Source organism: Algibacter sp. L4_22 (assembly GCF_023473045.1).
Taxonomy (GTDB): Bacteria; Bacteroidota; Bacteroidia; order Flavobacteriales; family Flavobacteriaceae; genus Algibacter.
The window spans coordinates 131507-156204 of sequence record NZ_JAMCOK010000005.1 but is presented as its reverse complement, the minus strand read 5'-3'; the positions used below and the strand labels follow the sequence as shown (position 1 = coordinate 156204).

General features: G+C 32.1%; 24 protein-coding genes and 1 tRNA gene. 14 read left to right on the top strand and 11 right to left on the bottom strand.

The annotated features are described in order from the left end of the window. Positions 1-146: 146 nt before the first annotated feature. Together pyrF and prfA are read right to left on the bottom strand one after the other, a co-directional pair. Entirely contained in the window at positions 147-959 is an 813-nt protein-coding gene (gene pyrF / locus M4I23_RS14230) for an orotidine-5'-phosphate decarboxylase (protein ID WP_249754856.1), read from the bottom strand. A 136-nt stretch (positions 960-1095) separates the two neighbouring features. Then, a complete protein-coding gene (prfA, locus tag M4I23_RS14225) occupies positions 1096-2172 on the bottom strand; it encodes a peptide chain release factor 1 (protein WP_158848534.1) in 1077 nt (358 codons plus the stop codon). A gap of 403 nt (positions 2173-2575) precedes the next feature. Between prfA and M4I23_RS14220 the strand changes: the two genes are divergently transcribed. After that, positions 2576-3238: an ABC transporter ATP-binding protein gene (locus M4I23_RS14220; RefSeq protein ID WP_249754855.1), complete on the top strand. Its 663-nt coding sequence runs from the start codon at positions 2576-2578 to the stop codon at positions 3236-3238. 1060 nt (positions 3239-4298) lie between these two features. On the opposite strand, the gene M4I23_RS14215 is transcribed toward M4I23_RS14220, so the two are convergent. The 3 genes from M4I23_RS14215 to M4I23_RS14205 form a co-directional block, all read right to left on the bottom strand. After that, entirely contained in the window at positions 4299-5258 is a 960-nt protein-coding gene (locus M4I23_RS14215; RefSeq protein WP_249754854.1) for a DUF3078 domain-containing protein, read from the bottom strand. A gap of 197 nt (positions 5259-5455) precedes the next feature. Further along, positions 5456-6634 (bottom strand): AIR synthase related protein, encoded by a 1179-nt coding sequence (locus M4I23_RS14210; protein WP_249754853.1) that lies wholly within the window; start codon positions 6632-6634, stop codon positions 5456-5458. A 205-nt stretch (positions 6635-6839) separates the two neighbouring features. Continuing rightward, positions 6840-9026: a glutamine synthetase III gene (locus tag M4I23_RS14205; RefSeq protein WP_249754852.1), complete on the bottom strand. Its 2187-nt coding sequence runs from the start codon at positions 9024-9026 to the stop codon at positions 6840-6842. 320 nt (positions 9027-9346) lie between these two features. Between M4I23_RS14205 and M4I23_RS14200 the strand changes: the two genes are divergently transcribed. After that, positions 9347-10369, top strand: a complete 1023-nt coding sequence (locus tag M4I23_RS14200) for a glutamine synthetase beta-grasp domain-containing protein (RefSeq protein WP_249754851.1) — start codon at positions 9347-9349, stop codon at positions 10367-10369. A gap of 402 nt (positions 10370-10771) precedes the next feature. Next, positions 10772-10957, top strand: a complete 186-nt coding sequence (locus tag M4I23_RS14195; protein WP_158848524.1) for a hypothetical protein — start codon at positions 10772-10774, stop codon at positions 10955-10957. A gap of 53 nt (positions 10958-11010) precedes the next feature. Here M4I23_RS14195 and M4I23_RS14190 read toward each other — a convergent pair whose 3' ends face one another. The 3 genes from M4I23_RS14190 to M4I23_RS14180 all read right to left on the bottom strand — a co-directional run bounded on the left by M4I23_RS14190 (position 11011) and on the right by M4I23_RS14180 (position 13897). Next, positions 11011-12312 carry a leucine-rich repeat-containing protein kinase family protein gene (locus M4I23_RS14190; protein WP_249754850.1) on the bottom strand — a complete coding sequence of 434 codons (1302 nt, stop codon included), beginning with the start codon at positions 12310-12312 and terminating at the stop codon, positions 11011-11013. Between the two features lie 108 nt (positions 12313-12420). Beyond that, on the bottom strand, positions 12421-12936 hold the full coding sequence (locus M4I23_RS14185; RefSeq protein ID WP_249754849.1) for a GNAT family N-acetyltransferase: 516 nt from the start codon (positions 12934-12936) through the stop codon (positions 12421-12423). A gap of 13 nt (positions 12937-12949) precedes the next feature. After that, positions 12950-13897, bottom strand: a complete 948-nt coding sequence (locus M4I23_RS14180) for a calcium/sodium antiporter (RefSeq protein WP_158848520.1) — start codon at positions 13895-13897, stop codon at positions 12950-12952. A 312-nt stretch (positions 13898-14209) separates the two neighbouring features. Between M4I23_RS14180 and M4I23_RS14175 the strand changes: the two genes are divergently transcribed. The 3 genes from M4I23_RS14175 to M4I23_RS14165 all read left to right on the top strand — a co-directional run bounded on the left by M4I23_RS14175 (position 14210) and on the right by M4I23_RS14165 (position 17026). Continuing rightward, the gene (locus M4I23_RS14175) at positions 14210-14569 is read left to right on the top strand and encodes a BlaI/MecI/CopY family transcriptional regulator (protein ID WP_158848518.1); all 360 of its coding nucleotides are present in this window, start codon (positions 14210-14212) and stop codon (positions 14567-14569) included. 2 nt (positions 14570-14571) lie between these two features. Beyond that, entirely contained in the window at positions 14572-16371 is a 1800-nt protein-coding gene (locus M4I23_RS14170; protein ID WP_249754848.1) for a M56 family metallopeptidase, read from the top strand. A 502-nt stretch (positions 16372-16873) separates the two neighbouring features. Then, positions 16874-17026 carry an SsrA-binding protein gene (locus tag M4I23_RS14165; RefSeq protein ID WP_158848516.1) on the top strand — a complete coding sequence of 51 codons (153 nt, stop codon included), beginning with the start codon at positions 16874-16876 and terminating at the stop codon, positions 17024-17026. A 57-nt stretch (positions 17027-17083) separates the two neighbouring features. Here the strand turns inward: M4I23_RS14165 and M4I23_RS14160 are convergent. Next, positions 17084-17157, bottom strand: a tRNA-Arg gene (locus M4I23_RS14160). Between the two features lie 82 nt (positions 17158-17239). Here M4I23_RS14160 and M4I23_RS14155 point away from each other — a divergent pair. The 6 genes from M4I23_RS14155 (at position 17240) to M4I23_RS14130 (ending at position 21707) form a co-directional block, all read left to right on the top strand. Then, the gene (locus M4I23_RS14155; RefSeq protein WP_158848474.1) at positions 17240-17869 is read left to right on the top strand and encodes a Crp/Fnr family transcriptional regulator; all 630 of its coding nucleotides are present in this window, start codon (positions 17240-17242) and stop codon (positions 17867-17869) included. A 282-nt stretch (positions 17870-18151) separates the two neighbouring features. Further along, on the top strand, positions 18152-18709 hold the full coding sequence (locus M4I23_RS14150; protein WP_249754847.1) for a YeeE/YedE family protein: 558 nt from the start codon (positions 18152-18154) through the stop codon (positions 18707-18709). A 2-nt stretch (positions 18710-18711) separates the two neighbouring features. Next, positions 18712-19125, top strand: a complete 414-nt coding sequence (locus tag M4I23_RS14145; protein WP_158848470.1) for a DUF6691 family protein — start codon at positions 18712-18714, stop codon at positions 19123-19125. Continuing rightward, positions 19126-19920, top strand: coding sequence for a sulfite exporter TauE/SafE family protein (locus M4I23_RS14140; RefSeq protein ID WP_249754846.1), 795 nt, complete (start codon positions 19126-19128; stop codon positions 19918-19920). Between the two features lie 138 nt (positions 19921-20058). Then, positions 20059-21471 (top strand): rhodanese-like domain-containing protein, encoded by a 1413-nt coding sequence (locus tag M4I23_RS14135; RefSeq protein WP_249754845.1) that lies wholly within the window; start codon positions 20059-20061, stop codon positions 21469-21471. 29 nt (positions 21472-21500) lie between these two features. Continuing rightward, the gene (locus M4I23_RS14130; RefSeq protein ID WP_158848464.1) at positions 21501-21707 is read left to right on the top strand and encodes a DUF2892 domain-containing protein; all 207 of its coding nucleotides are present in this window, start codon (positions 21501-21503) and stop codon (positions 21705-21707) included. A gap of 81 nt (positions 21708-21788) precedes the next feature. Here the strand turns inward: M4I23_RS14130 and M4I23_RS14125 are convergent, their stop codons facing one another. Together M4I23_RS14125 and prmA are read right to left on the bottom strand one after the other, a co-directional pair. Further along, positions 21789-22064 carry an ATP-dependent Clp protease adaptor ClpS gene (locus M4I23_RS14125; protein WP_158848463.1) on the bottom strand — a complete coding sequence of 92 codons (276 nt, stop codon included), beginning with the start codon at positions 22062-22064 and terminating at the stop codon, positions 21789-21791. Between the two features lie 67 nt (positions 22065-22131). Further along, positions 22132-22968 carry a 50S ribosomal protein L11 methyltransferase gene (gene prmA / locus M4I23_RS14120; RefSeq protein ID WP_158848461.1) on the bottom strand — a complete coding sequence of 279 codons (837 nt, stop codon included), beginning with the start codon at positions 22966-22968 and terminating at the stop codon, positions 22132-22134. 145 nt (positions 22969-23113) lie between these two features. Between prmA and M4I23_RS14115 the strand changes: the two genes are divergently transcribed. Next, the gene (locus M4I23_RS14115) at positions 23114-23695 is read left to right on the top strand and encodes a Crp/Fnr family transcriptional regulator (protein WP_158848458.1); all 582 of its coding nucleotides are present in this window, start codon (positions 23114-23116) and stop codon (positions 23693-23695) included. Positions 23696-23774: 79 nt separating this feature from the next. Continuing rightward, positions 23775-24695: an alpha/beta fold hydrolase gene (locus M4I23_RS14110; RefSeq protein ID WP_158848456.1), complete on the top strand. Its 921-nt coding sequence runs from the start codon at positions 23775-23777 to the stop codon at positions 24693-24695. Positions 24696-24698 lie beyond the last annotated feature (3 nt).

The following is a 24698-nucleotide window of genomic DNA, read 5'->3' as shown; positions in this document are numbered from 1 at the left end:
ATATAAACTAGTGTTAATTGAATATAAGCTATGGTTACAATAGGTGTTTTTTAAACTAAAACATCAATAAAACAAGTAGCTAACACATTTTATAATTTAAAATAAGTTTGAATGGAAAGTAATTTCAAGGACAATAAAAAAACAATTTAACTTAAAATAATTTCCATTTCCTGTTGAAGTTCGGCTGCTTTTGTTGCTGCCGCTGCTGCGAAACCATCGTTGGAAGAAGCATAAATAATTCCTCTTGAAGAATTAATTAACAAACCAACATTATCCGTCATGCCAAATTTACAAACGTCTTGCAAATTTCCGCCTTGAGCTCCAACACCTGGAACTAATAAAAAGCTATTTGGAACAATTTTTCTAATATCGGCAAAATACTCGGCCTTTGTAGCACCAACAACGTACATTAAATTCTCTGAGTTTTTCCAAGTTTTAGAAGTCTCTAATACTTGTTTGTAAAGCTCTTGTCCATCAACTGTTTTTGTTTGAAAATCGAAAGCACCTTGATTAGATGTTAACGCCAACATAATAGTATGTTTATCTTTAAATGCTAAAAAAGGTTCTATAGAATCTTTCCCCATATATGGAGCAACGGTAACAGAATCGAATGCTAAATCTTCGAAAAAAGCTTTAGCATACATGGTACTTGTATTACCTATATCACCACGTTTAGCATCGGCAATTGTAAAAATCTCTGAGTAATTTTTGTTTAAATACTTTATAGTTTTCTCCAATGATTTCCAGCCTTTAATACCATAAGCTTCATAAAAAGCTGTGTTAGGCTTGTAGGCTACGCATAAATGATGAGTGGCATCGATAATAGCTTTATTGAAAGCAAAAATTGGATCTTCTTCTTTTAACAGATGTTGTGGTATTTTATTTAAATCCACATCCAACCCTATACATAAAAAGGATTTTTTAATTTTTATTTGCTCAATAAGTTGCTTTGTTGTCATTCTGCCTTAATTTTCCTATAGAAGGAAACTTTTGTGTAATTACTTCCAATTAAAGAAGAAATCACGATTTAATATTAAATAAAAAAACTCAGGATACTCTAAGAAATAAACAACTTAGAATATCCTGATTTTCATGTTAAATTATATCAGTATTAGCTTTTAACTTCTCTGTGTTTTCAGCTAACATTAATTCATCTAAAATTTTCTGAATATCCCCATTTACAATGTTTGATAAATCGTAAAGTGTTAACCCTATTCTATGATCGGTTACACGGCCTTGCGAATAATTGTAAGTTCTAATTTTAGCACTTCTATCTCCCGAAGACACCATACTACCACGTTTAGCAGCATCGGCTTCGTTCTTTTTAGCCAATTCCATTTCGTATAAACGTGAACGTAATACTTTAAAGGCTTTTTCTTTATTTTTATGTTGCGATTTTTGATCTTGACATTGTGCCACTAAACCTGTAGGGATGTGAGTTAAACGCACCGCAGAATAGGTTGTGTTTACCGATTGCCCACCAGGTCCTGAAGAACAGAAAAAATCTACACGAACCTCTTTTGGGTTAATCTCTACATCAAATTCTTCAGCTTCCGGGAATACCATTACAGTTGCTGCACTAGTATGTACACGACCTTGAGTTTCTGTTTGTGGCACACGTTGTACACGATGAACTCCTGCTTCAAATTTTAAAGTTCCGTAAACATCTTCACCTGTAACTTCAAACTGGATTTCCTTAAAACCACCATTTGTACCTTCACTAAAATCTACCGTATCTACACGCCAGCCTCTACCTTCGCAGTATTTGCTGTACATTCTAAATAAATCGCCTGCAAAAATACTCGCTTCATCTCCACCAGTTCCTGCACGTAATTCTATTACTGCATTTTTAGAATCTTCAGGATCTTTCGGTATTAAAAGCACCTTTATTTCTTCTTCTAACTTCGGGATACCTTCTTTAGCTTCATCATATTGCATCTTGGCCATATCTACCATTTCTGCATCGCTACCATCTGCAATTATCTCTTCAGCTTCAGCTAAATTATTTGTAAACTCTAAATATTCCTCACGTTTATCCATAAGGATTCGCAAATCTTTGTATTCTTTATTAAGCTCTACGTAACGTTTTTGATCTGTAATAATATCCGGTTGGATAATTAAATCACTAACCTCATCAAAACGTTGTTTTACTATTTGTAACTTCTCTAACATCTGCCTTATTTAATTGGGAATCAAAAATACGATAATTTATGAATTTTCTATGATTACATTGTGCCGAACTAGCACAACTTTAGAAATAATTTACATTATTTTTCGTTATAGCTAATAATATGCAACAATTATCTGCTTTATTTATATTTTATCGACCATATATTTTATGGTCTTTTGGTATTAATTTTTTTCTAGTACTTATAGACTATAGTTTATTTCCTATTTTTTTTATAAAATTGATTATGCTGGCTTTTTTATGGTATTTAATGAATGAAACTAATGCCAAACGGAAGTTAATATTTTACAAGAATCTAGGTCTTTCTACTTTTAAACTATTTTCTTATATTTTTATTATCGATTTTATTCTAAGCCTTCCTTTTCTTTTAATTTTGAAAGAATTTATATGATTTTTGAAATTGATAATATTGAACTTTCATTTAAAGACAAACGTATTCTTAACGGCATTTATCTTAAAGCTGAAACAGGAAAAATCACTGGTATTTTAGGAAGTAATGGCTGCGGAAAGACCTGCTTATTAAAGATTTTATTTGGTAATTTAGAATCTAAATACAAATTAATTCGCGTAGATAACAAACCTATTTTGAAACCTTTATATCAAACTAGATTAGTTGGCTATTTACCGCAACACTATGTTATTCCTAAATATTTAAAAGTTAAAACAGTATTTTGGTTGTTTAAGGTTTCTTGGAAAGATTTCACTGTTCATTTTGAAACTTTTGGACATTATCGAAAAACAAAATTAGGTAAACTATCGGGTGGAGAACGCCGCTTAATTGAAACCTACATTATACTTAAAAGTAATACAAAATTGATTTTACTAGACGAACCTTTTACTCACTTGTCGCCGATTAATATAGAAGGAATAAAAAAAGTTATTTCCGAAGAAAAACAACACAAAGCTATTATAATTACAGACCATTTGTATAAACATATTCTAGAACTTGCTGATGCCATTTATTTTATTAAAAATGGTAATTCTAAACTTATTAAAGGTGTAACCGAATTAGAGGATTTGAAGTATTTAAACCCCTCTAGTTTTAATTAGTTTAAATGCGCTGTCATTTTTATTCTCTACAATAGAAAACAACACAAAAAAACTTAAACCGAACGAAAAGAAAAAATATTGAAAATAATGTAGAAACAGAAGATTAAGATTATGGGCAATTACCCTAATTATTTCGGAAAGAGTTAAAAACAAAACTCCTAGGGCAAAATATTTAGATTTCGAATCACCAATCAACCGGTATCGAATTGCAAAAGCACCTAAAAAAATGAGAGCCAGACCTAATACAAAATACAGCTCGACTAAATACTTTACGGTAATAAAAGGCTCTATTATATCTATGATAGCCCTAACAACATAGGTGTTTAGAAAAATAAGTAAACCGTAAATCAAATAATCAAAACGTTTAACACTCAATGCTTTTTGCTTAGAAAAACCACAAACACACAGCATTAAATATCCAAACAGTTTTAAAAGCGTTGGCAATAGTATATTTATATAATCTTTAGAGAAAGTAAAGAGCAGTTCCGATAGGATAAAAAACGACCAAAATAGAATAACGGACCAATCTGTGGAAGTTTTATGTTTCAAAAAAACAATAAAAAAAGCAATCTCAGCGAGCAATATAACATTTAAGCTATAATTAGAAAATAAGACGTAACAACTCCATATAAAGAAGAAACTAGCTATTAAGTATACCTTATTTTTAATACTTAACATTCAATATACCTTTTTGCTTTGCTATAAATCAAGAGAATTCCATTTTAAAAACACCTAATTTAGATATACTATCCGAAATAAACTACTAGCTTTTAAATAATTCTCATGAGACGAGGTTATTTATAATTTCTAATTGCAAAAAAGCAGCTTACATACGTAAAACGCAGGATTAAACAGTTATTTAACGTAATATATTTCTTATAAGAGATTTTGTTTTCAATTAACTTTTACAAGCTATCATCTTTTATTTTAATCAATAAAAGCGACTAATGCAGATAAAATTAGTTTCTACATCCAAAAGAATCGTAGAATAAAGACCATTTACAAATATAAATTACAAAAAAATGAGACAGCTCAACAAATCTACCAAAGTATTTACTATTTAGAAATCTACTGCAAAGCCAACACCTAAAAATTGTTTCCATTGCACTTTGGCTCCAGCTTCTTCTGTTTCACCATCAACATCTGTTTCTATAGTTGTTTTAACATCGTCATCATACCGTAAATGCGAGCCTAAGGTTGCTCTAACAAAACTATTTACTTTAAAATCGAAATCTAATTGCCAATCTATATCTACGTTTCCGAAATTATTAATATAATCGGAATACATACTTACTTGGTTTTTAACGTTAATATTTTTAGCTAATTCCATCTCGTAACTATTAGTCATTAAGATACCAACCTCTCTACGAAACTGTTCTCCCTCTTTAATCAATTCTCCTTCCGAATCGTAAACTGCTGGAGTAACACCAAAAGCACCTGCGTTAGCCAAATCCTCATCCAAAACAAATGTTTCTTTTAAGGTTAATGGTGAAAAATAAAAAGATAATTGTTTAATACGCTTGCCGTATTCCATACCACAACCTAAGAACAAATAGCCCGGTGCCATAAGCCGAGAAATAGGATCATCTGTATTTGGATACTTATAACCATTAGTTAATTGAGTTCTAAAATTTAATTGCGCAGAATAAAACCAATTAGAATCCACATCTGGCTTAAACCCCATACTTGAGTTTATTTCAATTAAATCATCTGTTTTACGAAGCTCTCTAGATTGTTGTTTATTTATACCATAACGCAAACGAGCATCGTTTCTCCATGAAAAATACTTATCACTATAATTAGCGCTAGTCTCGAAACCTAATAAACCTGAAATCGAATTACTACCACCAGAATTCCAGTTAACAAATGACACTTGACTTAAATCGAAAGTTGCTTTATTCTTTTTTTCCCATTGCGGACCTTCATATTTTTGCTTCTTAACCTTTAAAAATAACGAATCTGGCTGAGCGTAAATACATTGAATAAGCAAACAAGCAATAATTAAGAAAAAATTTTTCATGGCTAGGTTAGGTTGTTTTTTAAAATTACACAATACATCAATAATCGTACCATTTTAACGATAATTTAGCATTTATAGTATGGTGAGTTAAAGTTTTCTAAAAAAATACTATGCAGAGTTCTATTCCGTACTAGTATATAAAAATATTCAACTAAGAAAAACAAACCACTTTTATGTTTTTAATATCCTTCTTTAATTTAATAAACAAACTCTCCAAACTCACTTTTAATAGTCAGTTTTTTAGATTCTGAAGCCTCTACTCTACCTATTATTTTAGCATCAACATTAAAAGATTTTGATATTGCAATAATGTCTTCAGCAATTTCTGGCGATACATATAATTCCATTCTATGACCACAATTAAACACCTGATACATTTCTTTCCAATCCGTTTTAGATTCTTCTTGTATTAGTTTGAAAAGTGGTGGAATTGGAAATAAATTATCTTTTACAATATGAAATTGATCCACAAAATGAAGAATTTTAGTTTGTGCCCCACCAGAACAATGTACCATACCATGGATAGTATCACTTTTATATTCCGATAAGATTTTCTTGATAATTGGCGCGTAAGTTCGTGTTGGTGATAATACTAATTTACCAGCATCGATTGGAGAATCTTCAACAGCATCGGTTAATTTCACACCACCAGAATACACCAGATCTTCAGGTACTGCCGCATCAAAACTTTCAGGGTATTTTTCGGCTAAATACTTACTAAACACATCGTGTCTTGCAGAAGTTAAACCATTACTTCCCATACCGCCATTATATCCTTTCTCGTAAGTAGCTTGTCCAAAACTCTCTAAACCAACAATAACATCACCTGCTTTTATGTTAGCATTATCAATCACTTCAGAACGTTTCATACGCGCTGTTACGGTAGAATCTACAATTATAGTCCGCACTAAATCGCCAACATCGGCAGTTTCACCACCTGTAGAATGAATGGTAACTCCAAACGATTTTAAATCTTCCAAAAGCTCTTCCGTTCCATTTATAATAGCCGAAAGTACTTCACCTGGAATTAAACTTTTATTTCTACCAATGGTAGACGATAACATAATATTATCTGTAGCTCCAATACATAATAAATCGTCAATATTCATAATTAACGCATCTTGAGCAATACCTTTCCAAACTGATACATCTCCAGTTTCTTTCCAATACATATAAGCTAAGGACGATTTTGTACCAGCCCCATCTGCATGCATTACTAAGCAATAATCATCATCATTAGTTAAATAATCAGGAACTATTTTACAGAAAGCTTTAGGAAACAAACCTTTATCTATATTTTTAATAGCATTGTGTACATCTTCTTTAGATGCTGAAACTCCTCGTTGTGCGTATCGTTTTGAAACTTCTTGACTCATAATATCTTATTATGTTGCAAATTTACTTTTTTGAATGAAAAAACCCCACTTTTTTGAAGCAGGATTTTATAAGTTTTAATATTTAATAGGATAAACCCATTATTATTTTTCAATTCTCCATGTTTTTAAATAAAAACTAATAAAACGAGCGTTACAAATACTTCCTATTAATTTTTTAATATCGAAAAAACACACAAAACTTTAATTATCGCGTAAACAACAATTCTCTATATTTAGTTAATGGCCAAAGTTCATCATCAATCAACATTTCCAACTTATCACAATGGTACCTAATATCGTCAAAAAGTGGTTTTACTTTTTTAGCATACGCTAAAGCACGCTTTTCAATATCAGTCATTGCATTTGCTTTTCGGCGCTCGTCTACCATTTTAGTAACATTAGAGTTTATACCTTCTATATGATTAGAAATTTCTTGAATTAAATTAATTTGTTCTTTAGATACATCTAGATATTTTTCTCCAAAAACTTCTTTTAATCCGCGAACATTCTTTAGTAAAACATTTTGATACTTTATCGCTGTTGGCACAATATGGTTTCTAGCAATATCTCCCAAAACACGACCTTCTATTTGTATATGCTTACTGTAAGCTTCCATTTCAATCTCGTAACGCGCCTCGGTTTCTATCTTAGTCATTACATTCATTTCTTCGAATAAATCAATGGTTTGCTTCGAAATTTTAGCTTTTAAAGCTTCCGGAGTAGTTTTATTATGGCTCAACCCACGCTTTTTAGCTTCAATTTCCCATGGTTTTCCGTAACCGTTACCTTCAAATAAAATAGCCTTAGTCTCTTTAATATATTCACGCAATACATTAAAAACAGCTTCGTCCTTTTTTAAATCTTTTTTATTGATTAAAGCATCTACTTCAACTTTAAAATCTTTTAATTGCTTAGCAACAATAGTGTTTAAAACCGTCATAGGATTGCCACAATTTGCGGTAGAACCTACAGCTCTAAACTCAAATTTATTTCCTGTAAAAGCAAAAGATGATGTCCTATTTCTATCCGTATTATCTAGCAAAACATCTGGTATTTTACCAATAACGTTAAGCTTTAGTTCTGTTTTTTCTTGCGGAGATAATTTTCCTTTGGTTACGCCTTCCAACTCGTCTAAAACCTTAGTAAGTTGCTCGCCAATAAAAACCGACATAATAGCCGGTGGCGCCTCACTAGCTCCCAAACGGTGATCGTTACTTGCAGATGCCACAGAGGCACGCAACAATGCCTCATGCTTATAAACTGCTTTTATTGTGTTTATAAAAAAGGTAAGGAATTGTAAATTACTCATTGGTGTTTTTCCTGGACCTAGTAAATTTACTCCTGTATCGGTAGAAAGTGACCAGTTGTTGTGCTTCCCAGAACCATTCATACCTTCAAATGGCTTTTCGTGAAACAGAACTTTAAAATTATGACGAGAAGCTACACGCCCCATTAAATCCATTAAAAGCGAATTATGATCGACAGCCAAATTTGCTTCCTCGTAAATTGGGGCTAATTCAAACTGATTTGGAGCTACCTCGTTATGCCGTGTTTTTACTGGAATCCCTAGAAGCATACACTCCGTTTCCAGTTCGCGCATAAAGTTTAAAGCGCGATTTGGGATCGATCCAAAATAATGATCATCCAATTGCTGCCCTTTTGCTGCAGAATGCCCAAGCATCGTCCGTCCAGTAAGCGTAATGTCTGAACGGCTAGCGGCCAACATTTTATCAATTAAAAAATACTCTTGCTCCCAACCCAGAGAACTAGTTACTTTTTTAACATTTTTATCAAAATAGCGACATACAGCCGTAGCCGCAGTATCTACTGCATTAAGCGCACGTAATAAAGGTGTTTTAAAATCTAAAGCCTCACCGGTGTATGCTACAAAAATAGTTGGTATACATAGTGTAGTTTCATAAATAAAAGCTGGAGATGTAGGATCCCAAGCAGTATAACCACGAGCTTCAAAAGTATTTCTAATACCGCCATTCGGGAAACTCGACGCATCTGGCTCTTGTTGTACTAATTGGTCGCCACCAAATTTCTCGATAGCCATACCGCCACCAATAGTTTCAAAAAAAGCATCATGTTTTTCTGCCGTTGCACCTGTTAATGGCTGAAACCAATGCGTGTAATGTGTAACTCCTTTAGATAAGGCCCAATCCTTCATTGATGAAGATACCTGATCTGCAATATTTCTATCTATTTTTTTACCATGGTTTATTGCACTCATAACGCCATTAAAGGCATCCTTGGTTAAATATTGGCGCATGGTATTTTCATTAAATACGTTTCTACCAAATAGATCCGATCGCCTTTCCTTTTCTTCGATATGCAATGGCTTATAAGCCAATGATTCTTTTACAGCATGAAATCTTAATGTAGACATTTTCTAAAACAATTTAATATATTCTAATAATTCTTCAAAATAACTCTTAAAATCTTTAATACTAATTGGCTGTATTAAATTTTAAGGCAAAAATAGGCACCAAAATCAAGAATTCCGTAAAATCACCAATTATATTATTAACACTTTTTCAGTATTTTCAATAAATAATCAACTTTTTTTAAAATAATCCTCAAAAAAGTAGGGTATAAATAAAAATAAGTCAACCATTCGTTAAAACACCCCTAATAAATATGTAGTAAAAGTATAAAAATTTATATTTGTGATATTATTATCAATATTTCAATTATAAAATATTCATTATGGCAAAAATTAAATTAGAATACCTTTGGTTAGATGGTTACCACCCTACTCAAAACTTAAGAAGTAAAACTAAAGTTGAAGAGCATGAAGACTTCAAAGGGACATTAGAAGAAATAGGAAACTGGTCTTTTGATGGCTCATCTACTAGACAAGCAGAAGGTGGAAGCTCTGACTGTTTATTAGTACCTGTTGCAATCTACCCAGATCCAGATCGTATCAACGGTTATTTAGTTATGACTGAAGTTATGAATGCTGATGGAACGCCACACGTATCTAATGGTAGAGCTACTATTGATGATGATGATAATGATTTCTGGTTTGGTTTCGAACAAGAATATTTCATTATGGATAACAAAACTCAATTACCTTTAGGATTCCCTGTAGGTGGTTATCCTGCTCCACAAGGAATGTATTACTGTTCTGTTGGTGGAAAAAACACTCACGGTAGAGATTTCGTTGAAGAGCATGCAGATTTATGTATCGATGCAGGTTTAAACTTCGAAGGAATTAACCAAGAGGTTGCTTCTGGACAATGGGAATACCAATTATTCGCAAAAGGCGCTAAATTAGCTGGTGACGAACTTTGGATTTCAAGATATTTATTAGATCGTTTAACAGAAAAATATGGTTACTACATCGAGTACCATCCAAAACCATTAGGTAAAGATATGGATTGGAATGGTTCTGGTATGCACGCAAACTTCTCTAACGAGATTCTAAGAACATGTGGAGATAAAGAAGTTTACGCTGCAATATGCGAAGCTTTCCGCCCAGTTGTAAAAGAACATATTGCTGTTTACGGTGAGTTTAACGACCAACGTTTAACAGGTTTACACGAAACTGCAGCTATTACAGATTTCTCTTGGGGAATTTCAGATAGAGGAGCATCTATACGTATTCCATTAATTGCAGTAGAAAAAGGCTGGAAAGGCTGGTTAGAAGATAGACGTCCTGCTTCAAACGCAGATCCATATAAAATTGCAGCAAGAATTGTGAAAACAGTTAAATCTGCTAAAGTTTAATACACATAGTATCACATTTTGTTCATAATAAGAGCGCTAACATGTATTTGTTAGCGCTTTTATTATGTTTAAAATCTAAATGTTTTTTAATTGAAATTATATTTTGGGCGTTACCCAAGGGTCGGGCTTTCCGCTATATCTTTATTTGTGCTCCTACTATTTATTCAGTTAATAATATTTTGGATAACAAATAAGCAATCTCTATTTCAACAATATTAAAGCTAGCACAAAAAAGGATACCGCATCAATCCCTAACGCAAGTCTCCGCCAACATTTTGGATTAGAAAAATAATTAACTTATTTTTGTTTTGTTATTCTTCTTAGTAATTTATTGCACTTATTAGTTATGAAATATGTAACAAATATTATAAAGTTAATACTAATTATAAAAACCGAAATAAGATGAAAAAAATAACGAAAAAGAAAACATTAACTCTCTTATCGATTGGAATGTTTGTAATTGCGACTTCTCAAATATTTTCTCAATTTATGGAATTAACAGATTTTGTAAAAGGTTCTTTTATGGGAATAGGAATAGGGTTACTACTCACCTCCTTGATTTTTGGGAATTTTAAAACTGTACAATAAGGCCTCTGTTAAGAATCTATAACGAAATAATATCTATACGTTAAAACCATCTTTTAAAACTCATCAAGCACCTCTAAAATTGCAGAAAACCCAGGACGATATTTAACATCTGTATCTGTCCAATTTGTAATTAATTTTTGCCATTTATCGCGAAGATCATTATTCATTTCTCCCTCATTAACAAGACCTAACACATCTTCTACTAAACAAGCATAAGCACGTACTTCTACCCGCTCAATAGTATGAGCAAGACTAGAATTAACATCATAAAAAGAAGCTGCCCCAAAATCGCCTAAAAGACAGTCTGCCGTTTTATTCACCAATATATTATGTGCATACAAGTCGCCATGGTTAATACCTTTTTTATGCAACTGCTCACAAACCGAAGCTATACTTTTTGCAATCTTCAGTAACTCCTCTGCTTTAAAAACACTTGTTTCATCAAACACATCTCGTGTACAGGTTTCCATATCTGGAGGATTTCCTAAGTTCACATAAGCAGGAGAAATTAGCTTCATTATTAAACCTATTTTATCTTCTGGATGCTCTTTAATTTTTCCTAAAACCGGAATTAAATTCTCATGTGCTCCTGCAGCAATAGATATAGCCATTTCATCATCTGGTAATCCATCGCTAGTAACATCTCCTTTAAAAACTTTTATAGCAACATCCTCTTTTTTGGAATTCCAACTTGCTTTAGAAATAAACCCCGAAGCACCTTCACCTAATAATTCTTTAACAGTAAAATCATTCCAATCAAAAGCTTCAAAATCATTATTCAACGGAATTTCGTGCGCAGCAGGATTCCCTCCAAATGCCACCCAAGATAATTTAGGTAACTCAAAAAACCATTCCGGAATCGACTTTAATTGGTTAGCCGAAAACCTGATGAGTTCTAAATTCACACAAGCTTTCATTTCAATAGGTAATTCTTCAATTAAATTACCAGCTAAAGCACATTTTTGAAGTAACGTACAATCACCAATACTTTTAGGTAATTTTTCAATCTTATTATCCGTTAAAATCAACCAATTTAACAATGGTGGAAATGCTTTCTCCGGTACCGTTTTAATTTGATTCGATTTAAAACCAATCATATTCAAATTAGGGCATTTAGCAAGTACTTTTGGGAACTCCGTAAAATTATTTCGTGCAAAAAATATAATTCTTAAATTTTTAAGCTGAGAGATACTTTCGGGTAGTGACGTCAATTTATTATCAGATAAATCTAAAACCTCTAAAGTTTCGGAAAGCGATATAATCTCTTCCGGAAATTCTTCTAAACCACAAGCTAGTTTTAGTATTTTCGAACCTATTAATTGTCCAGATTTTAATGCTTCTAAAGAATGTGTCATGTATCAATTTTGAAGTTACAAATCTAACTATTATAGACGTGTAAAAGGCAGAAAACCTCAGGTTTTTCGGAATACCTTATCGCTCTAAAATTCAAAATAAAGAAGAAATTAATATGCCTTAAACATAATATGGTTGGGATTAGAGCGTGTATCTGAAAGCTTAAAATCGTAATCTCCAACAATTTTAAAACCATTTTTTGTATAAAAATTTATGGCCTTTAAATTTTCTACCCAAACAGCCAACCAAATTCCTTTTTGATTATACTGCTTAGATGTTTCAATAATAAAATTAAAAAGGGCTACGCCTAGCTTTTTTCCGTGAAACGCTTCCAATAAATAAAACCGATCTAGTTTAGTAACAGCAACTTCATCAACCCAAGGACTTAAAGCGTTAATCTCTATTTTTGAAAAGCCCGCTATTTTATCTTCAAAAGAAATAATATAATATTGAACGTTTCCATTTTTAAACTCTTCAGCTATAGCTTTTTCATGATACGTTTTATCAATAAAATTTTTAATATCGTTTTCGGAAGCACTATGTCCGTGAGATTCTAAAAAGGATTTACCTCCTATTTCAGCAATTAACTCAGCATCATTAACCGTTGCTTTCTGTATCTTAATCATAATACTTAAAAGCCTATTTCTTGGTAAATACTAAAAACATAAAAATACCATAACCAACAACTAAAGCAAAACCTTTTAATCTGCTAATTTGTAAACGTTTTGGTAAAAATATTAACGGAATTAAAATGGCCGAAAAACCAAGCATCCAAAAAATATCTGTACTTAAAATAGAAGATTCTGTTACCGGAATTGGTTTTATCATGGCTGTTAAACCTAAAACCGATGCGATATTAAAAATATTAGATCCTATTAAATTCCCTAAAGAAATAGCTTTTTCTTGTTTAGCTGCCGCAATAACCGATGCTGCTAATTCTGGGACACTAGTACCTATAGCAATAAGCGATACGCCTATTACAGCTTCTGATACGCCAACGGAAAGCGCAATAGCTTTAGAACCTTCAACCAACCATTCACTACCAAAATACAATGATAAAGCTCCAATTAGTAACCAGATTCCTATTTTAAAATTAGAGACCACAGCAAGAGAATCATCAACCTCATCAGAAGGTTCGGCATCCTTTTTGGCAGTTCGAATTAAATACACTAAAAACACGATAAGACCTAAGAATAAAATACCACCTTCTAAGGCAGATAGCATATTATCATTTTTTAGAAAATAATACAGTACCATAGAAAACACCATCATTACTGGCCAATTGAGTTTATAAAAAGATTTATCTACAGCAATGGTACTCACCATAGCAGTAATCCCTAAAACCAAACCAATGTTGGCTATATTAGAACCCACTACATTGTTTATAGCAATTGCAGGCGAACCAGATAAAGCAGCTTGTAAACTTACGAGTAACTCGGGAGCAGATGTAGCGAAAGATACCACCGTCATCCCGATAATCATTTTAGAGATATTAAACTTAAAAGATAACGCTACAGATGCACGAACCAAAAATTCGCCACCAACAACCAATAAAATAAAACCAAGGATAACCCAAAGTAAACTCATAACTATAATTTTTTGCGAAGATAATTGAAACTAAAAACTGAAAAGCGAAAAGCGAAAAGTTTTTTTGAAAACAATAAGAAGATTTGAGATCGCTTCGTTGTTAAAATCAAAGACAAAGACTTTATGAAAACTTTAAAACGGAATGTACTTCACCCCGAATAATCACCTCTTTTCAATTAGCTTATCCCATTTTAATTGAATATAAAAAACTTGAAAACTTAAAAAATAGTTAAATAACTACTATTTTAGTTTTATAACTATAAAAATAGTTATATATTTGAAAACTACTGATAACTAGAATCTTACCCTATAATGGAAAAGTTAACCAACAAAGAAGAAGAAATAATGCACATTTTATGGACCCTTGAAAAAGCTTTTGTAAAAGATGTTTTAGCAGAAATTAAAAACGATAAGCCGCATTACAATACGCTTTCTACTATAATTAGAAATTTAGAAGAAAAAGGATACGTGGCCTACAATGCATACGGTAAAACTCACCAATACTACCCCATTGTTTCTAAGGAAGATTACAGAAAAGGTTTTATGAATACCGCCATTAACAACTATTTTAATAACTCTTACAAAAACATGGTATCCTTTTTTGCTAAAGAAGAAAAGATTAGTGTAGACGAGCTTAAAGAGATTATTAAACTTATTGAAAAAGACAATTAATTATGGAATATCTATTAAAAGTATCTGCTTTATTAGCCATTTTTTATATAAGTTATAAAGTCTTTTTGCAACGCGATACCTTTTTTGAACAAAATAGATGGTTTTTAATACTCGGCATTTTCACAGCATTTGCGTTGCCTTTTTTAGTGATCCCTATCTATATTGAGTACACGCCAGTAAATATAACAAACTTCAATAATATCCCTACCGAGGTTTCGGAAAACATCGAAACACCATTTAGTATATTAGATTATTTACCCGCAATATATTTGCTAGGAGTCATCTGTTTTTCTATTCGGTTTTTAATACAACTTACCTCTTTAGGTTTAGTAATCTCTAAAAGTAACAAAGAGAAACACGGTAAATACACTTACATTAAAACACACAAAAACATCTCTCCTTTCTCTTTTTTTAACTGGATTGTTTTCAACCCAAATAACTTTAACAACAACGAGTTAGAACAAATTCTAATTCATGAAAAAATTCATGCCAATCAAAAACATTCCATCGATGTTTTACTCACGCAAATTAGTTGTGTTGCGTTATGGTTTAATCCGTTTATATGGTTTTACAACAAAGCTTTAAAACAAAATTTAGAATTTATAGCCGATAATGAAACTCAACATCAAATAGATTGTAAAAAAACGTATCAAATCACTTTACTAAAAACAAGCTTGCCATCTCATCAAATGGCTTTAACCAATAATTTTCACACATCATTAATCAAAAAACGAATCGTTATGTTACACAAATCAAAATCGAAAAAAATCAGTTTATTTAAGTACACTCTTATTATCCCCTTACTTTTTACCTTCATTTTTAATTTCAATACAGAAGTTATTGCTCAAACTAAAGAACAGAATATTAATATTACAGGTAAAAGTGATTCCGAAGTTCCTTTAAAACTAGAAGAAGACGATAATCCGCTTATTATAATAGACGGTAAAACATCTAGTAAAACCAACCTTGAGCACCTAAACCACTCCAATATTGACAGTATAAACATACTTAAAGGAAATGCTGCAACGCAAGCTTATGGCAACAAAGGAGACAATGGTGTTATGTTAATAACCACTAAACAACAAAGCCAATGGAAAGTTAGCTCTGAAAGAAATAAAAATGTTATTCATGCCACTAAAGACACTATATATGTTAATGAAAAGCCAAATGTTTTACAAAAACTAGTTAGCGGTTATGATAAAGAGCCACTTTTTATATTAGATGATAAAACAATAACTAAAAAAGAACTTACTTTACTAGACGAACAAACCATTAACTCCATATCTACCATCAAAGGAGAACAAGCCACAAAGAAATATGGTAAAAATGCTAATAATGGTGTTGTAGTAATAAAAACCAGAACAGCAGATTCCCAAAATAGTCCTTTTGTAAAAATAGTAAAAGCAAAGTTATACATTGTCGATGGCGAAGAAATTAAAGAAGCTGACTTCCAAAAAATAGATCCTGAAAACATCAAATCGATCAATGTACTTAAAGGAAAATCTGCTATTGATAAATATGGAGAAAAAGCTAAAAATGGAGCTATCGAAATTATAACCAAGAACAATAATGAACAAACGAACGATTCTGTACAAACAAAAAAAACACAACATAAATTAGAAATAGAGAAAAATAAACAACCTTTAGTTTATCTTGACAACGAAGAAATAAATTACGACGACTTAAAAAATCTTGATCCAGAAAACATAGAATCAATGAATGTTTTAAAAAATAAAAATGCTACAGACAAATACGGAGATAAAGGTAAAAATGGGGTTATAGAAATTACCACAAAAAAATAAACTCATAACTCATAAATTCAAAAAAAAGACACTCAGCAATGAGTGTCTTTTTTTGTGTTTTAAAATTTAGAAAAGACAAAACCATCAAAAACAGCTATGTTTTACACCAAATCCCCCTTGGTTTCTCAAACACACCCTCAAAAACCCCTTGAAAAGCTTCAATTTATAACCATATTAACACATATTACATACAGTTAAAAACATATATGAAGCAAGTCACTTAAATATTAAAACTAAAACATTTTTTTTACTTACAAATTCGTATCCAATTTCACCGATTAGCAGCAAAATACTTGGAAGATAGCTTCTTAAAAATATATATTGAAAACTCAATCGAAAAACCGAGTATAATACTAACCCTTTAAAACTAACAATTATGATGACTCTTGCAAAACTAGTAATCGATTTAATAATTACAATCATTACTAGTCTTTAACCACAAAACATGTAAAACTTAGTCTAGAATAAGTTTTACTATTTTTACAAAAAAATGTGGTAACATATGCAAAAGCAAATATTCAAAATTTTAGCAAAGGTTAATAAAACACTCTTACCAAGTTTTTCTAAAAAACAACTCGATTTATCAAAAGCAAATAAATTACAGTTAGCCATTATAGGTTGGCGGGTTTATGTCACAAAAAATGCGCTAGATTAATTTAAATTTATCGCATAAAAAAAGCTCCCAATTTCTTAGAAGCTTTATCTACTCTAGTGACCTCGACTGGATTCAAACCAGTAACCTCTTGAGCCGTAATCAAGTGCGCTATTCAGTTGCGCCACGAGGCCGTTTTTACGTGGGTGCAAATATACATACTTTATTAAAACATAACCAAATTTTTTTTCAAGTTTTTTATGTTTATTTTTGAATATGGCAAAAGCACTATTACAAGAAAAATTCAGAGACATCCTAGACCAAGATATTTTAAAGGAAATCTTAAAAGTCGGTCTCTTTAAAACCTTCCAAAAAGACGACATCATAATAGACATCAATCAAACCCTCCAATACATCCCGTTACTCCTAAGTGGCAACATAAAAATACTCCGCGAAGATGCCAATGGCAACGACCTTCTCATATATTTTCTAGAAACCGGAGAAACCTGTACCATGTCGCTTACCTGCTGCATGGGCACTACAAAAAGCAAAATACGCGCTGTAGCCGAAACCGACTCTAGCCTCGTTCTCATCCCCGTAGAAAACATGCAAACCTGGTTCCATACTAACCACAGTTGGAGAAATTTCATCCTCGAAAGCTACCAATCACGCTTCAACGAAATGCTCGAAACCATAGACAACCTCGCCTTTCTAAAAATGGACCAACGCCTCCACAATTACCTTCTCAACAAAGCCAACCTCAGTGGCACCAAAACAATAATAGTAAAACACCTAGACATCGCCGAAGACCTTCACACCTCGCGTGTCGTAATTTCTCGACTCCTAAAACAGCTCGAAAATGAAAACAAAATAAAACTAAGTCGTAACAAAATAGAAGTCCTTTAAAAACTTTGGGCGCTACCCGAAAAGGGTCGGGCTATCCGCTACAAGTCCTCACACGCCCAATTACCATTGGGCCTGCTGTGGGCTTTCCACTACTATCCCTAGCGCGGGCAAAACCGCCCACAAAACACCTCAATTCAAAGAAAAGGACTACCTACATCCTTTTCATAGAAAACCCCACTTAACACCCTGCCTCAAAACCATTTAAACCATTACGCAATTCAAAGTAACATTTATTACAAAACATCCCAAACCAAGGCCATATCTTTGTTCTAAATATAAAAAATGCAAATACTATTAAATCCTTGGCCATGGTATGTATCGGGTCCTTTAATAGCCTTAGTTATGGCACTACTACTCTATTTCGGAAAAAACTTCGGAATGTCATCAAATCTACGCACACTTTGTGCCATTGGTGGAGCAGGTAAATTTTCCGATTTTTTCAAATTTAAATGGAAAGATCAACTATGGAACCTAACCGTAGTTTTAGGCGCCATAATTGGCGGTTTCATAGCCACCCACTATCTATCTAACGATAATCTAATGGATTTAAATCCAAAAACCGTTACCGAACTTCAAAATATGGGCTTCCAAAACGCAGGCGCATCACTTTTACCAAACGAGCTTTTTAGTATCGAAGCCTTAAAATCTCCAAAAACATTAATAATATTAATCATTGGCGGTATACTCGTAGGTTTTGGAACACGATACGCTGGCGGATGCACATCTGGCCATGCCATAACAGGACTTAGCAGCTTACAAAAACCATCATTAATTGCGGTAATAGGCTTTTTTATTGGAGGATTAATTATGACGAACCTAATTTTACCATTAATATTCTAACTATGAAATTTATAAAATTCTTATTGGTCGGTATCCTTTTTGGTATTATTTTAGTGAAATCCGAAGCCGTTTCATGGTATCGTATTTACGAAATGTTTCGTTTTCAATCCTTTCACATGTACGGCATCATAGGCACAGCTGTTGCGTGCGGTATCCTATTCTTACAAATTTCTAAAAGAGGACATATAAAAAGTTTAAAAGGTGCAGATATTTATGTCCCAAAAAAGGCAGATGGCTTTACAAATTACATTATTGGTGGAATCATTTTTGGTTTAGGTTGGGCCCTTATTGGTGCATGTCCTGGCCCAATGTATATTCTTTTAGGTACAGGCGTTTCTAGCATGCTAATAGTTATTGCTGCAGCTATAATAGGTACATTTCTTTACGGAATCTTAAAAAACAAATTACCACACTAAATGGAAACAACACAAATTATAGGCTACATAGGTGCTCTTATTGTTGGTCTAGTACTAGGCTTAATTGGAGGAGGAGGTTCTATATTAACCGTACCTTTATTAGTCTATTTATTAGCTTACAATCCTGTAGTTGCTACAGCATATTCATTATTTGTTGTAGGCACAACTTCTCTCGTTGGAACTTTACAAAAATTTCGAGAAGGCTTAGTCGATGTAAAAACCGGGCTAGCCTTTTCGTTTCCTTCGTTTATTGCTGTGTATTTATCACGTCGCTACTTAGTACCAAATATTCCCGAAACGCTTTTTAATGTTGGCAATTTCATCATAACAAAAGAAATGAGTATCATGGTCTTTTTTGCCATAATCATGCTTATCGCTTCGGTTTCTATGATAAAAAAAGGAAAACAGGAAGATACCATTAGTTCAACCAAACAACCCTACTACAAAACCTTTGTTCAAGGTCTAATCATTGGTACAATTACAGGTTTAATAGGTGCAGGTGGCGGATTCTTGTACGTACCAGCTTTAGTGCTTTGGGCAAACATCCCTATGAAAAAAGCCGTAGGAACCTCTTTAATTATTGTAACTATAAATTCGCTTATTGGTTTTACAGGCGATATGCAAACCTTAGATATAGAATGGACGTTCCTATTAACTTTTACGGCTATATCTATTCTCGGTATTCTTTTAGGCTCCTATTTATCAAAATTTATTAGCGGAAGCAAACTAAAAAAAAGTTTTGGCTTTTTTGTGCTCTTAATGGCCGTCTACATTCTGTACAAAGAGCTTAAATAGCTTATGTAATATTTGTGACGTAGCAAAAAATGAAAGTTTATTAATTTTGAACAAGAATACATCTAGATTTCTTCTAATATATTGAAATCTAAAAAAATAGAAAAAAATCCTTTTATTAGGAAATAAAAATATTACAACATGAAAATAGAACAAATATATACAGGTTGTTTAGCTCAAGGTGCATATTACATCGAGTCTAAAGGCGAAGTTGCCATTATAGACCCTTTACGCGAAACGCAGCAATACGTTGATAAAGCAAACAAAGAAAACGCAAAAATAAAATACATTTTCGAAACACATTTTCATGCAGATTTTGTTTCTGGTCATGTTGATTTAGCCAAAAAAACAGGAGCAACTATCGTGTTTGGACCAAATGCAGAAACCGACTATAAAGCTTATATCGCAAAAGATAACGAAACATTTAAAATTGGAGATCTTACAATAAAAGTATTGCATACTCCAGGACATACCTTAGAATCTTCAACTTATTTACTAATTGATGAAAACGGTAAAAATCATGCTATATTCTCAGGAGACACGCTTTTTTTAGGCGATGTTGGCCGTCCTGACTTAGCTATAAAATCCGATTTAACAAAAGAAGATTTAGCAGGTATGCTATTCGACTCACTTCGCAACAAAATTATGTCTCTTGCCGATGATGTTATTGTATATCCAGCGCATGGTGCAGGATCGGCTTGTGGAAAAAACCTAAGCAAAGAAACTGTTGGTATTTTAGGAGACCAGAAAAAAACTAATTATGCCTTACGCGCCGATATGACACGTGATGAATTTATAAAAGAAGTTCTTGATGGCATTGCTCCTCCTCCACAATATTTCGCAAAAAATGCCATGATGAATAAATCTGGCTATGATAATTTCGAAACCATTTTGAAAAAAGGAGATACCCCGCTTTCTCCCAAAGTTTTTGAAGCTATGGCAAACAATGAAGATGCTTTGGTTTTAGATGTTAGAAATGAACAAGATTTTATAAACGGGCATATACCGAACTCTATATCTATTGGTATTCAAGGTGGATTTGCGCCTTGGGTCGGTGCTTTAATTACCGATTTAAAACAACCCATTCTACTTGTTGTTCCAGAAGGAAAAGCACAAGAAACAGTAACTCGATTATCTCGTGTTGGTTATGATAATACATTAGGCTATTTAGAAGGTGGTATTGAAAGCTGGAAAGCTGCAGGAAAAGATATTGAAACTATAGACTCTATCTCTGTTGATGAATTTTCTAAGCGTTTTAATACTCAAAACATTCAGGTTTTAGATGTTAGAAAAGATGGCGAATACCAATCGGAACATCTAAAAGGAGATAACGTTAAACATTTTGCGTTAGACTTTATAAACGATAATATGAACATCATTGATAAAAACCAAACATACTATATTCACTGTGCTGGTGGTTACCGCTCTGTTATAGCAACATCTATTTTAAAAGCACGTGGTTTTAATAATTTAATTGATATTGCTGGTGGTTTTGGAGCTATTAAAAATTCTAATTTACCAACCACTGATTTTGTTTGCCCAACTACGCTATAATCACTTAGCTAAAATTTAAAATAAAAAAAATGAAAAAAAATATAGGAACTGCCGATAAAGGCATAAGAGTAATTATGGGAATTGCCATTGCATTACTATACTATTTTAATATTATTTCGGGAACTTTAGCTTTAATTTTAATGGCAGTTGCCCTTATATTATTAATAACCAGTTTTATAAACTTCTGCCCGCTTTATAGTATTTTCAAAATAAGCACAAACAAAAAAGTAAAATAAAGAGAATTATATTAATAGCAAATAAAAAGACCTTTCATAAAGTATATGAAAGGTCTTTTTTAATATTATTTATTTTTAGCTTTATACTAATTCGGCACTTAATCCCGCTTCAAGAAGCATGGAACAGCGTGGTTTCAGCTCGTCATACAAACCTGTTTTAACTGTACATTTCCCTTTGTAATGAACTAGCATAGCACATTGTTCAGCTTGTTCTGGTGTATGCTCACAAGCATAAATTAATGTATCAATAACGTGATCGAAAGTATTTACATCATCGTTATGTAAAACAATCTCGTTTTGAGTTAAAACTTCTTCTTCTAGTAATAATTCTTCGAATGTTTTTTCTTGTGTACTCATAATTTATACTTTGTCTTTCTTATATTTTTCCTAACGAAAAATACTTAGTTAACATTTAAATATGTTACTAATTTAAAAATTTTAACGATACCCAATTGTTTCTTTCCAACTTTTCTTCAAATTTTAACAAATATTTTTCACATTCGGCTGTTATTAACGGGATATCTTCAGCATAAAATCCGCTTAAAAATAACATACCGTTTTTGTTTAAACAAGATGCATAAACAGCCATATCTTGAAGTAAAATATTTCTGTTAATGTTTGCTATAATTACATCGTAGCTTTTATCTTTCAAAACAGAGGCGTCTCCTTCAATAACCGTAATATGTTTAGAATTGTTACGTTCTACATTTTCTAAACTATTTAGGTAACACCAATTATCATAATCTACAGCATCTAATGGTTTAGCTCCTTTCATTTCGGCTAGGATTGCTAAAACACCTGTACCACAACCCATATCTAAAACCGATTTATTAGTCAAATCATTTTTCAAAACATGCTGAATCATCATATGTGTCGTTTCATGATGTCCCGTTCCAAAACTCATTTTTGGTTCAATAATAATATCGTAAGTTGTATCTGGTTTTTCATGAAATGGTGCACGAACAGAACAAGCATCATCAACAATTATTGGGTTAAAATTCTTTTCCCATTCTTCATTCCAATTGGTTTGTTCTATTTCATCGAATTCAAAAGTAATCTCAAATTCATCAGAATCTAATATTTGAATATCGTTTAAAATATCTGCATTCCATTCTTCTTTTTGGATGTATGCGGTAACGCCGTCTTCGTTTTCTACAAAACTTTCGAAACCTGCGTAACCAAGCTCTGCTATTAAAATTTCAACTCCAGGTTGTAATGGGGTTACTTTAAAGTAGTAACCGATATAAATGATGTTTGACATGTAACTTATTTAGAGTGCAAAGTTACGTGTAATTTCATTAAATTAATAGTTCTCTTCTTTTTTTGCTAAATTCGTTTAAAATAGAATTTACAATATCTTATTACCTTACTCTATTTAATAATTCTTATTAATTATAAAAAATAAAATGCACATCAATCAACTAGTTAAATACTTAGAAAACTACGGTACCCTAACGAGTGAAGACAAGCAGTATTTAACAAATCTCGTTAAGATAAAAGAATATAAAACAGGCGATATGTTTTTACAATCTGGTAAAATAGCACAAGAAGTTGGCTTTATTATTGAAGGTGTATTCCGATACTTTTTTTACGACAATTTAGGAAATGAAATTACTTCGTATTTTATGTCGGAAAATCAATTTGTTACCAATGTGACTAGTTTTAACGAATATTCAATGAGTTCTGGATGTATTAAAGCAGAAACAAATTGCAATGTTTTAATTATTGATAGAAAATCGTGGGATTTATGCTGTAAAAATATTACCAATTGGAATTCTATAATTGCTACAGTTACTTCTAAAACACTATTAAAAAAAACTAATTTTCAACGCCAATTAATAAACCAAGATGCAAAATCTACCTATTTAAGTTTTCTAAAAACAAACCCATCCATTATTGCTAGAGTACCCCAAACTCATATTGCTTCTTTTTTAGGTATTACAAAATTCTCTTTAAGCAGAATTCGTAAACAAATATCGAAAGAATAACATTTGTTGTCAAATGGCAACACTTACTAATTGTATCCTATAGATATTTGCAACAGCGTATTAAATACAAAATGTTATTATGAAAAAAATATTAAAATTAATTGCTGGTATCATAGGTCTTTTAATTCTTGGAGTTGCATTAATTTATTTCTTTATTCCTAAAAAGTTAGTCGAATTTTCGAATTCTCAAAACGCCAATGCCGCTCATTTAATATCTAAAACAATACTAATAGATGGTTATAACATACATTATTACACGAACAACAATATATTGGCTAAAGATACATTAGTATTGCTTCACGGTCTTGGAGATGATAAAAACAGCTTTGTACAATCTGCTAAGTTTTTAACCGATAACTACTATTTAATACTTCCAGACCTTTTAGCTTCTGGAGAGAACAAAAAAGAAAAATCTTTAGATTTAAGTATTAAGGGACAGGTAAAATTTTTAAACACCTTTTTAAGTGATTTAGGAATACTCCGATTCAATTTAGCAGGAAACTCCATGGGAGGCCATATTGCTGCGGCTTACGCTATTGCTTACCCTACGCAGATAAAATCACTAATTCTTGTAAATGCACCAGGTGTAAAACTAGACAACCATATTGTTTATACCGGATTTGGTAAAATTTTACAGAATGAAGCAGATTTAGACAAGGTACTTTCACGTGTTTTTTATAAAACCCCTATTATACCTCGATCCGTAAAAAAACTATATATAGAGCAAATAAATGACAGTCGTGATTTTTTAAATAACACCATTATTCCACAAATAAAAAACGGTGCGTATTTTGATTTAAAAGATGAAATAAGTGAGATTAAGGCTCCTACATTAATTCTTTGGGGAAAACATGATAAGGTGGTAAAATTTAATGTAGCCGAATATTATAGAGATCATATTACAAATTCAGAATTAAAACTAATAGAAAACGCATCGCACTCTCCACAACTGGAAGTACCAGAATTGGTGGCAAAAAATATATCGATTTTTTTAAAATAAAAA

What these genes read in the sequence shown, in the direction of transcription:
- pyrF (WP_249754856.1), bottom strand. Translation starts at nt 959, where the DNA reads ATGACAACAAAGCAACTTATTGAGCAAATAAAAATTAAAAAATCCTTT.
- prfA (WP_158848534.1), bottom strand. Translation starts at nt 2,172, where the DNA reads ATGTTAGAGAAGTTACAAATAGTAAAACAACGTTTTGATGAGGTTAGT.
- M4I23_RS14220 (WP_249754855.1), top strand. Translation starts at nt 2,576, where the DNA reads ATGATTTTTGAAATTGATAATATTGAACTTTCATTTAAAGACAAACGT.
- M4I23_RS14215 (WP_249754854.1), bottom strand. Translation starts at nt 5,258, where the DNA reads ATGAAAAATTTTTTCTTAATTATTGCTTGTTTGCTTATTCAATGTATT.
- M4I23_RS14210 (WP_249754853.1), bottom strand. Translation starts at nt 6,634, where the DNA reads ATGAGTCAAGAAGTTTCAAAACGATACGCACAACGAGGAGTTTCAGCA.
- M4I23_RS14205 (WP_249754852.1), bottom strand. Translation starts at nt 9,026, where the DNA reads ATGTCTACATTAAGATTTCATGCTGTAAAAGAATCATTGGCTTATAAG.
- M4I23_RS14200 (WP_249754851.1), top strand. Translation starts at nt 9,347, where the DNA reads ATGGCAAAAATTAAATTAGAATACCTTTGGTTAGATGGTTACCACCCT.
- M4I23_RS14195 (WP_158848524.1), top strand. Translation starts at nt 10,772, where the DNA reads ATGAAAAAAATAACGAAAAAGAAAACATTAACTCTCTTATCGATTGGA.
- M4I23_RS14190 (WP_249754850.1), bottom strand. Translation starts at nt 12,312, where the DNA reads ATGACACATTCTTTAGAAGCATTAAAATCTGGACAATTAATAGGTTCG.
- M4I23_RS14185 (WP_249754849.1), bottom strand. Translation starts at nt 12,936, where the DNA reads ATGATTAAGATACAGAAAGCAACGGTTAATGATGCTGAGTTAATTGCT.
- M4I23_RS14180 (WP_158848520.1), bottom strand. Translation starts at nt 13,897, where the DNA reads ATGAGTTTACTTTGGGTTATCCTTGGTTTTATTTTATTGGTTGTTGGT.
- M4I23_RS14175 (WP_158848518.1), top strand. Translation starts at nt 14,210, where the DNA reads ATGGAAAAGTTAACCAACAAAGAAGAAGAAATAATGCACATTTTATGG.
- M4I23_RS14170 (WP_249754848.1), top strand. Translation starts at nt 14,572, where the DNA reads ATGGAATATCTATTAAAAGTATCTGCTTTATTAGCCATTTTTTATATA.
- M4I23_RS14165 (WP_158848516.1), top strand. Translation starts at nt 16,874, where the DNA reads ATGCAAAAGCAAATATTCAAAATTTTAGCAAAGGTTAATAAAACACTC.
- M4I23_RS14155 (WP_158848474.1), top strand. Translation starts at nt 17,240, where the DNA reads ATGGCAAAAGCACTATTACAAGAAAAATTCAGAGACATCCTAGACCAA.
- M4I23_RS14150 (WP_249754847.1), top strand. Translation starts at nt 18,152, where the DNA reads ATGCAAATACTATTAAATCCTTGGCCATGGTATGTATCGGGTCCTTTA.
- M4I23_RS14145 (WP_158848470.1), top strand. Translation starts at nt 18,712, where the DNA reads ATGAAATTTATAAAATTCTTATTGGTCGGTATCCTTTTTGGTATTATT.
- M4I23_RS14140 (WP_249754846.1), top strand. Translation starts at nt 19,126, where the DNA reads ATGGAAACAACACAAATTATAGGCTACATAGGTGCTCTTATTGTTGGT.
- M4I23_RS14135 (WP_249754845.1), top strand. Translation starts at nt 20,059, where the DNA reads ATGAAAATAGAACAAATATATACAGGTTGTTTAGCTCAAGGTGCATAT.
- M4I23_RS14130 (WP_158848464.1), top strand. Translation starts at nt 21,501, where the DNA reads ATGAAAAAAAATATAGGAACTGCCGATAAAGGCATAAGAGTAATTATG.
- M4I23_RS14125 (WP_158848463.1), bottom strand. Translation starts at nt 22,064, where the DNA reads ATGAGTACACAAGAAAAAACATTCGAAGAATTATTACTAGAAGAAGAA.
- prmA (WP_158848461.1), bottom strand. Translation starts at nt 22,968, where the DNA reads ATGTCAAACATCATTTATATCGGTTACTACTTTAAAGTAACCCCATTA.
- M4I23_RS14115 (WP_158848458.1), top strand. Translation starts at nt 23,114, where the DNA reads ATGCACATCAATCAACTAGTTAAATACTTAGAAAACTACGGTACCCTA.
- M4I23_RS14110 (WP_158848456.1), top strand. Translation starts at nt 23,775, where the DNA reads ATGAAAAAAATATTAAAATTAATTGCTGGTATCATAGGTCTTTTAATT.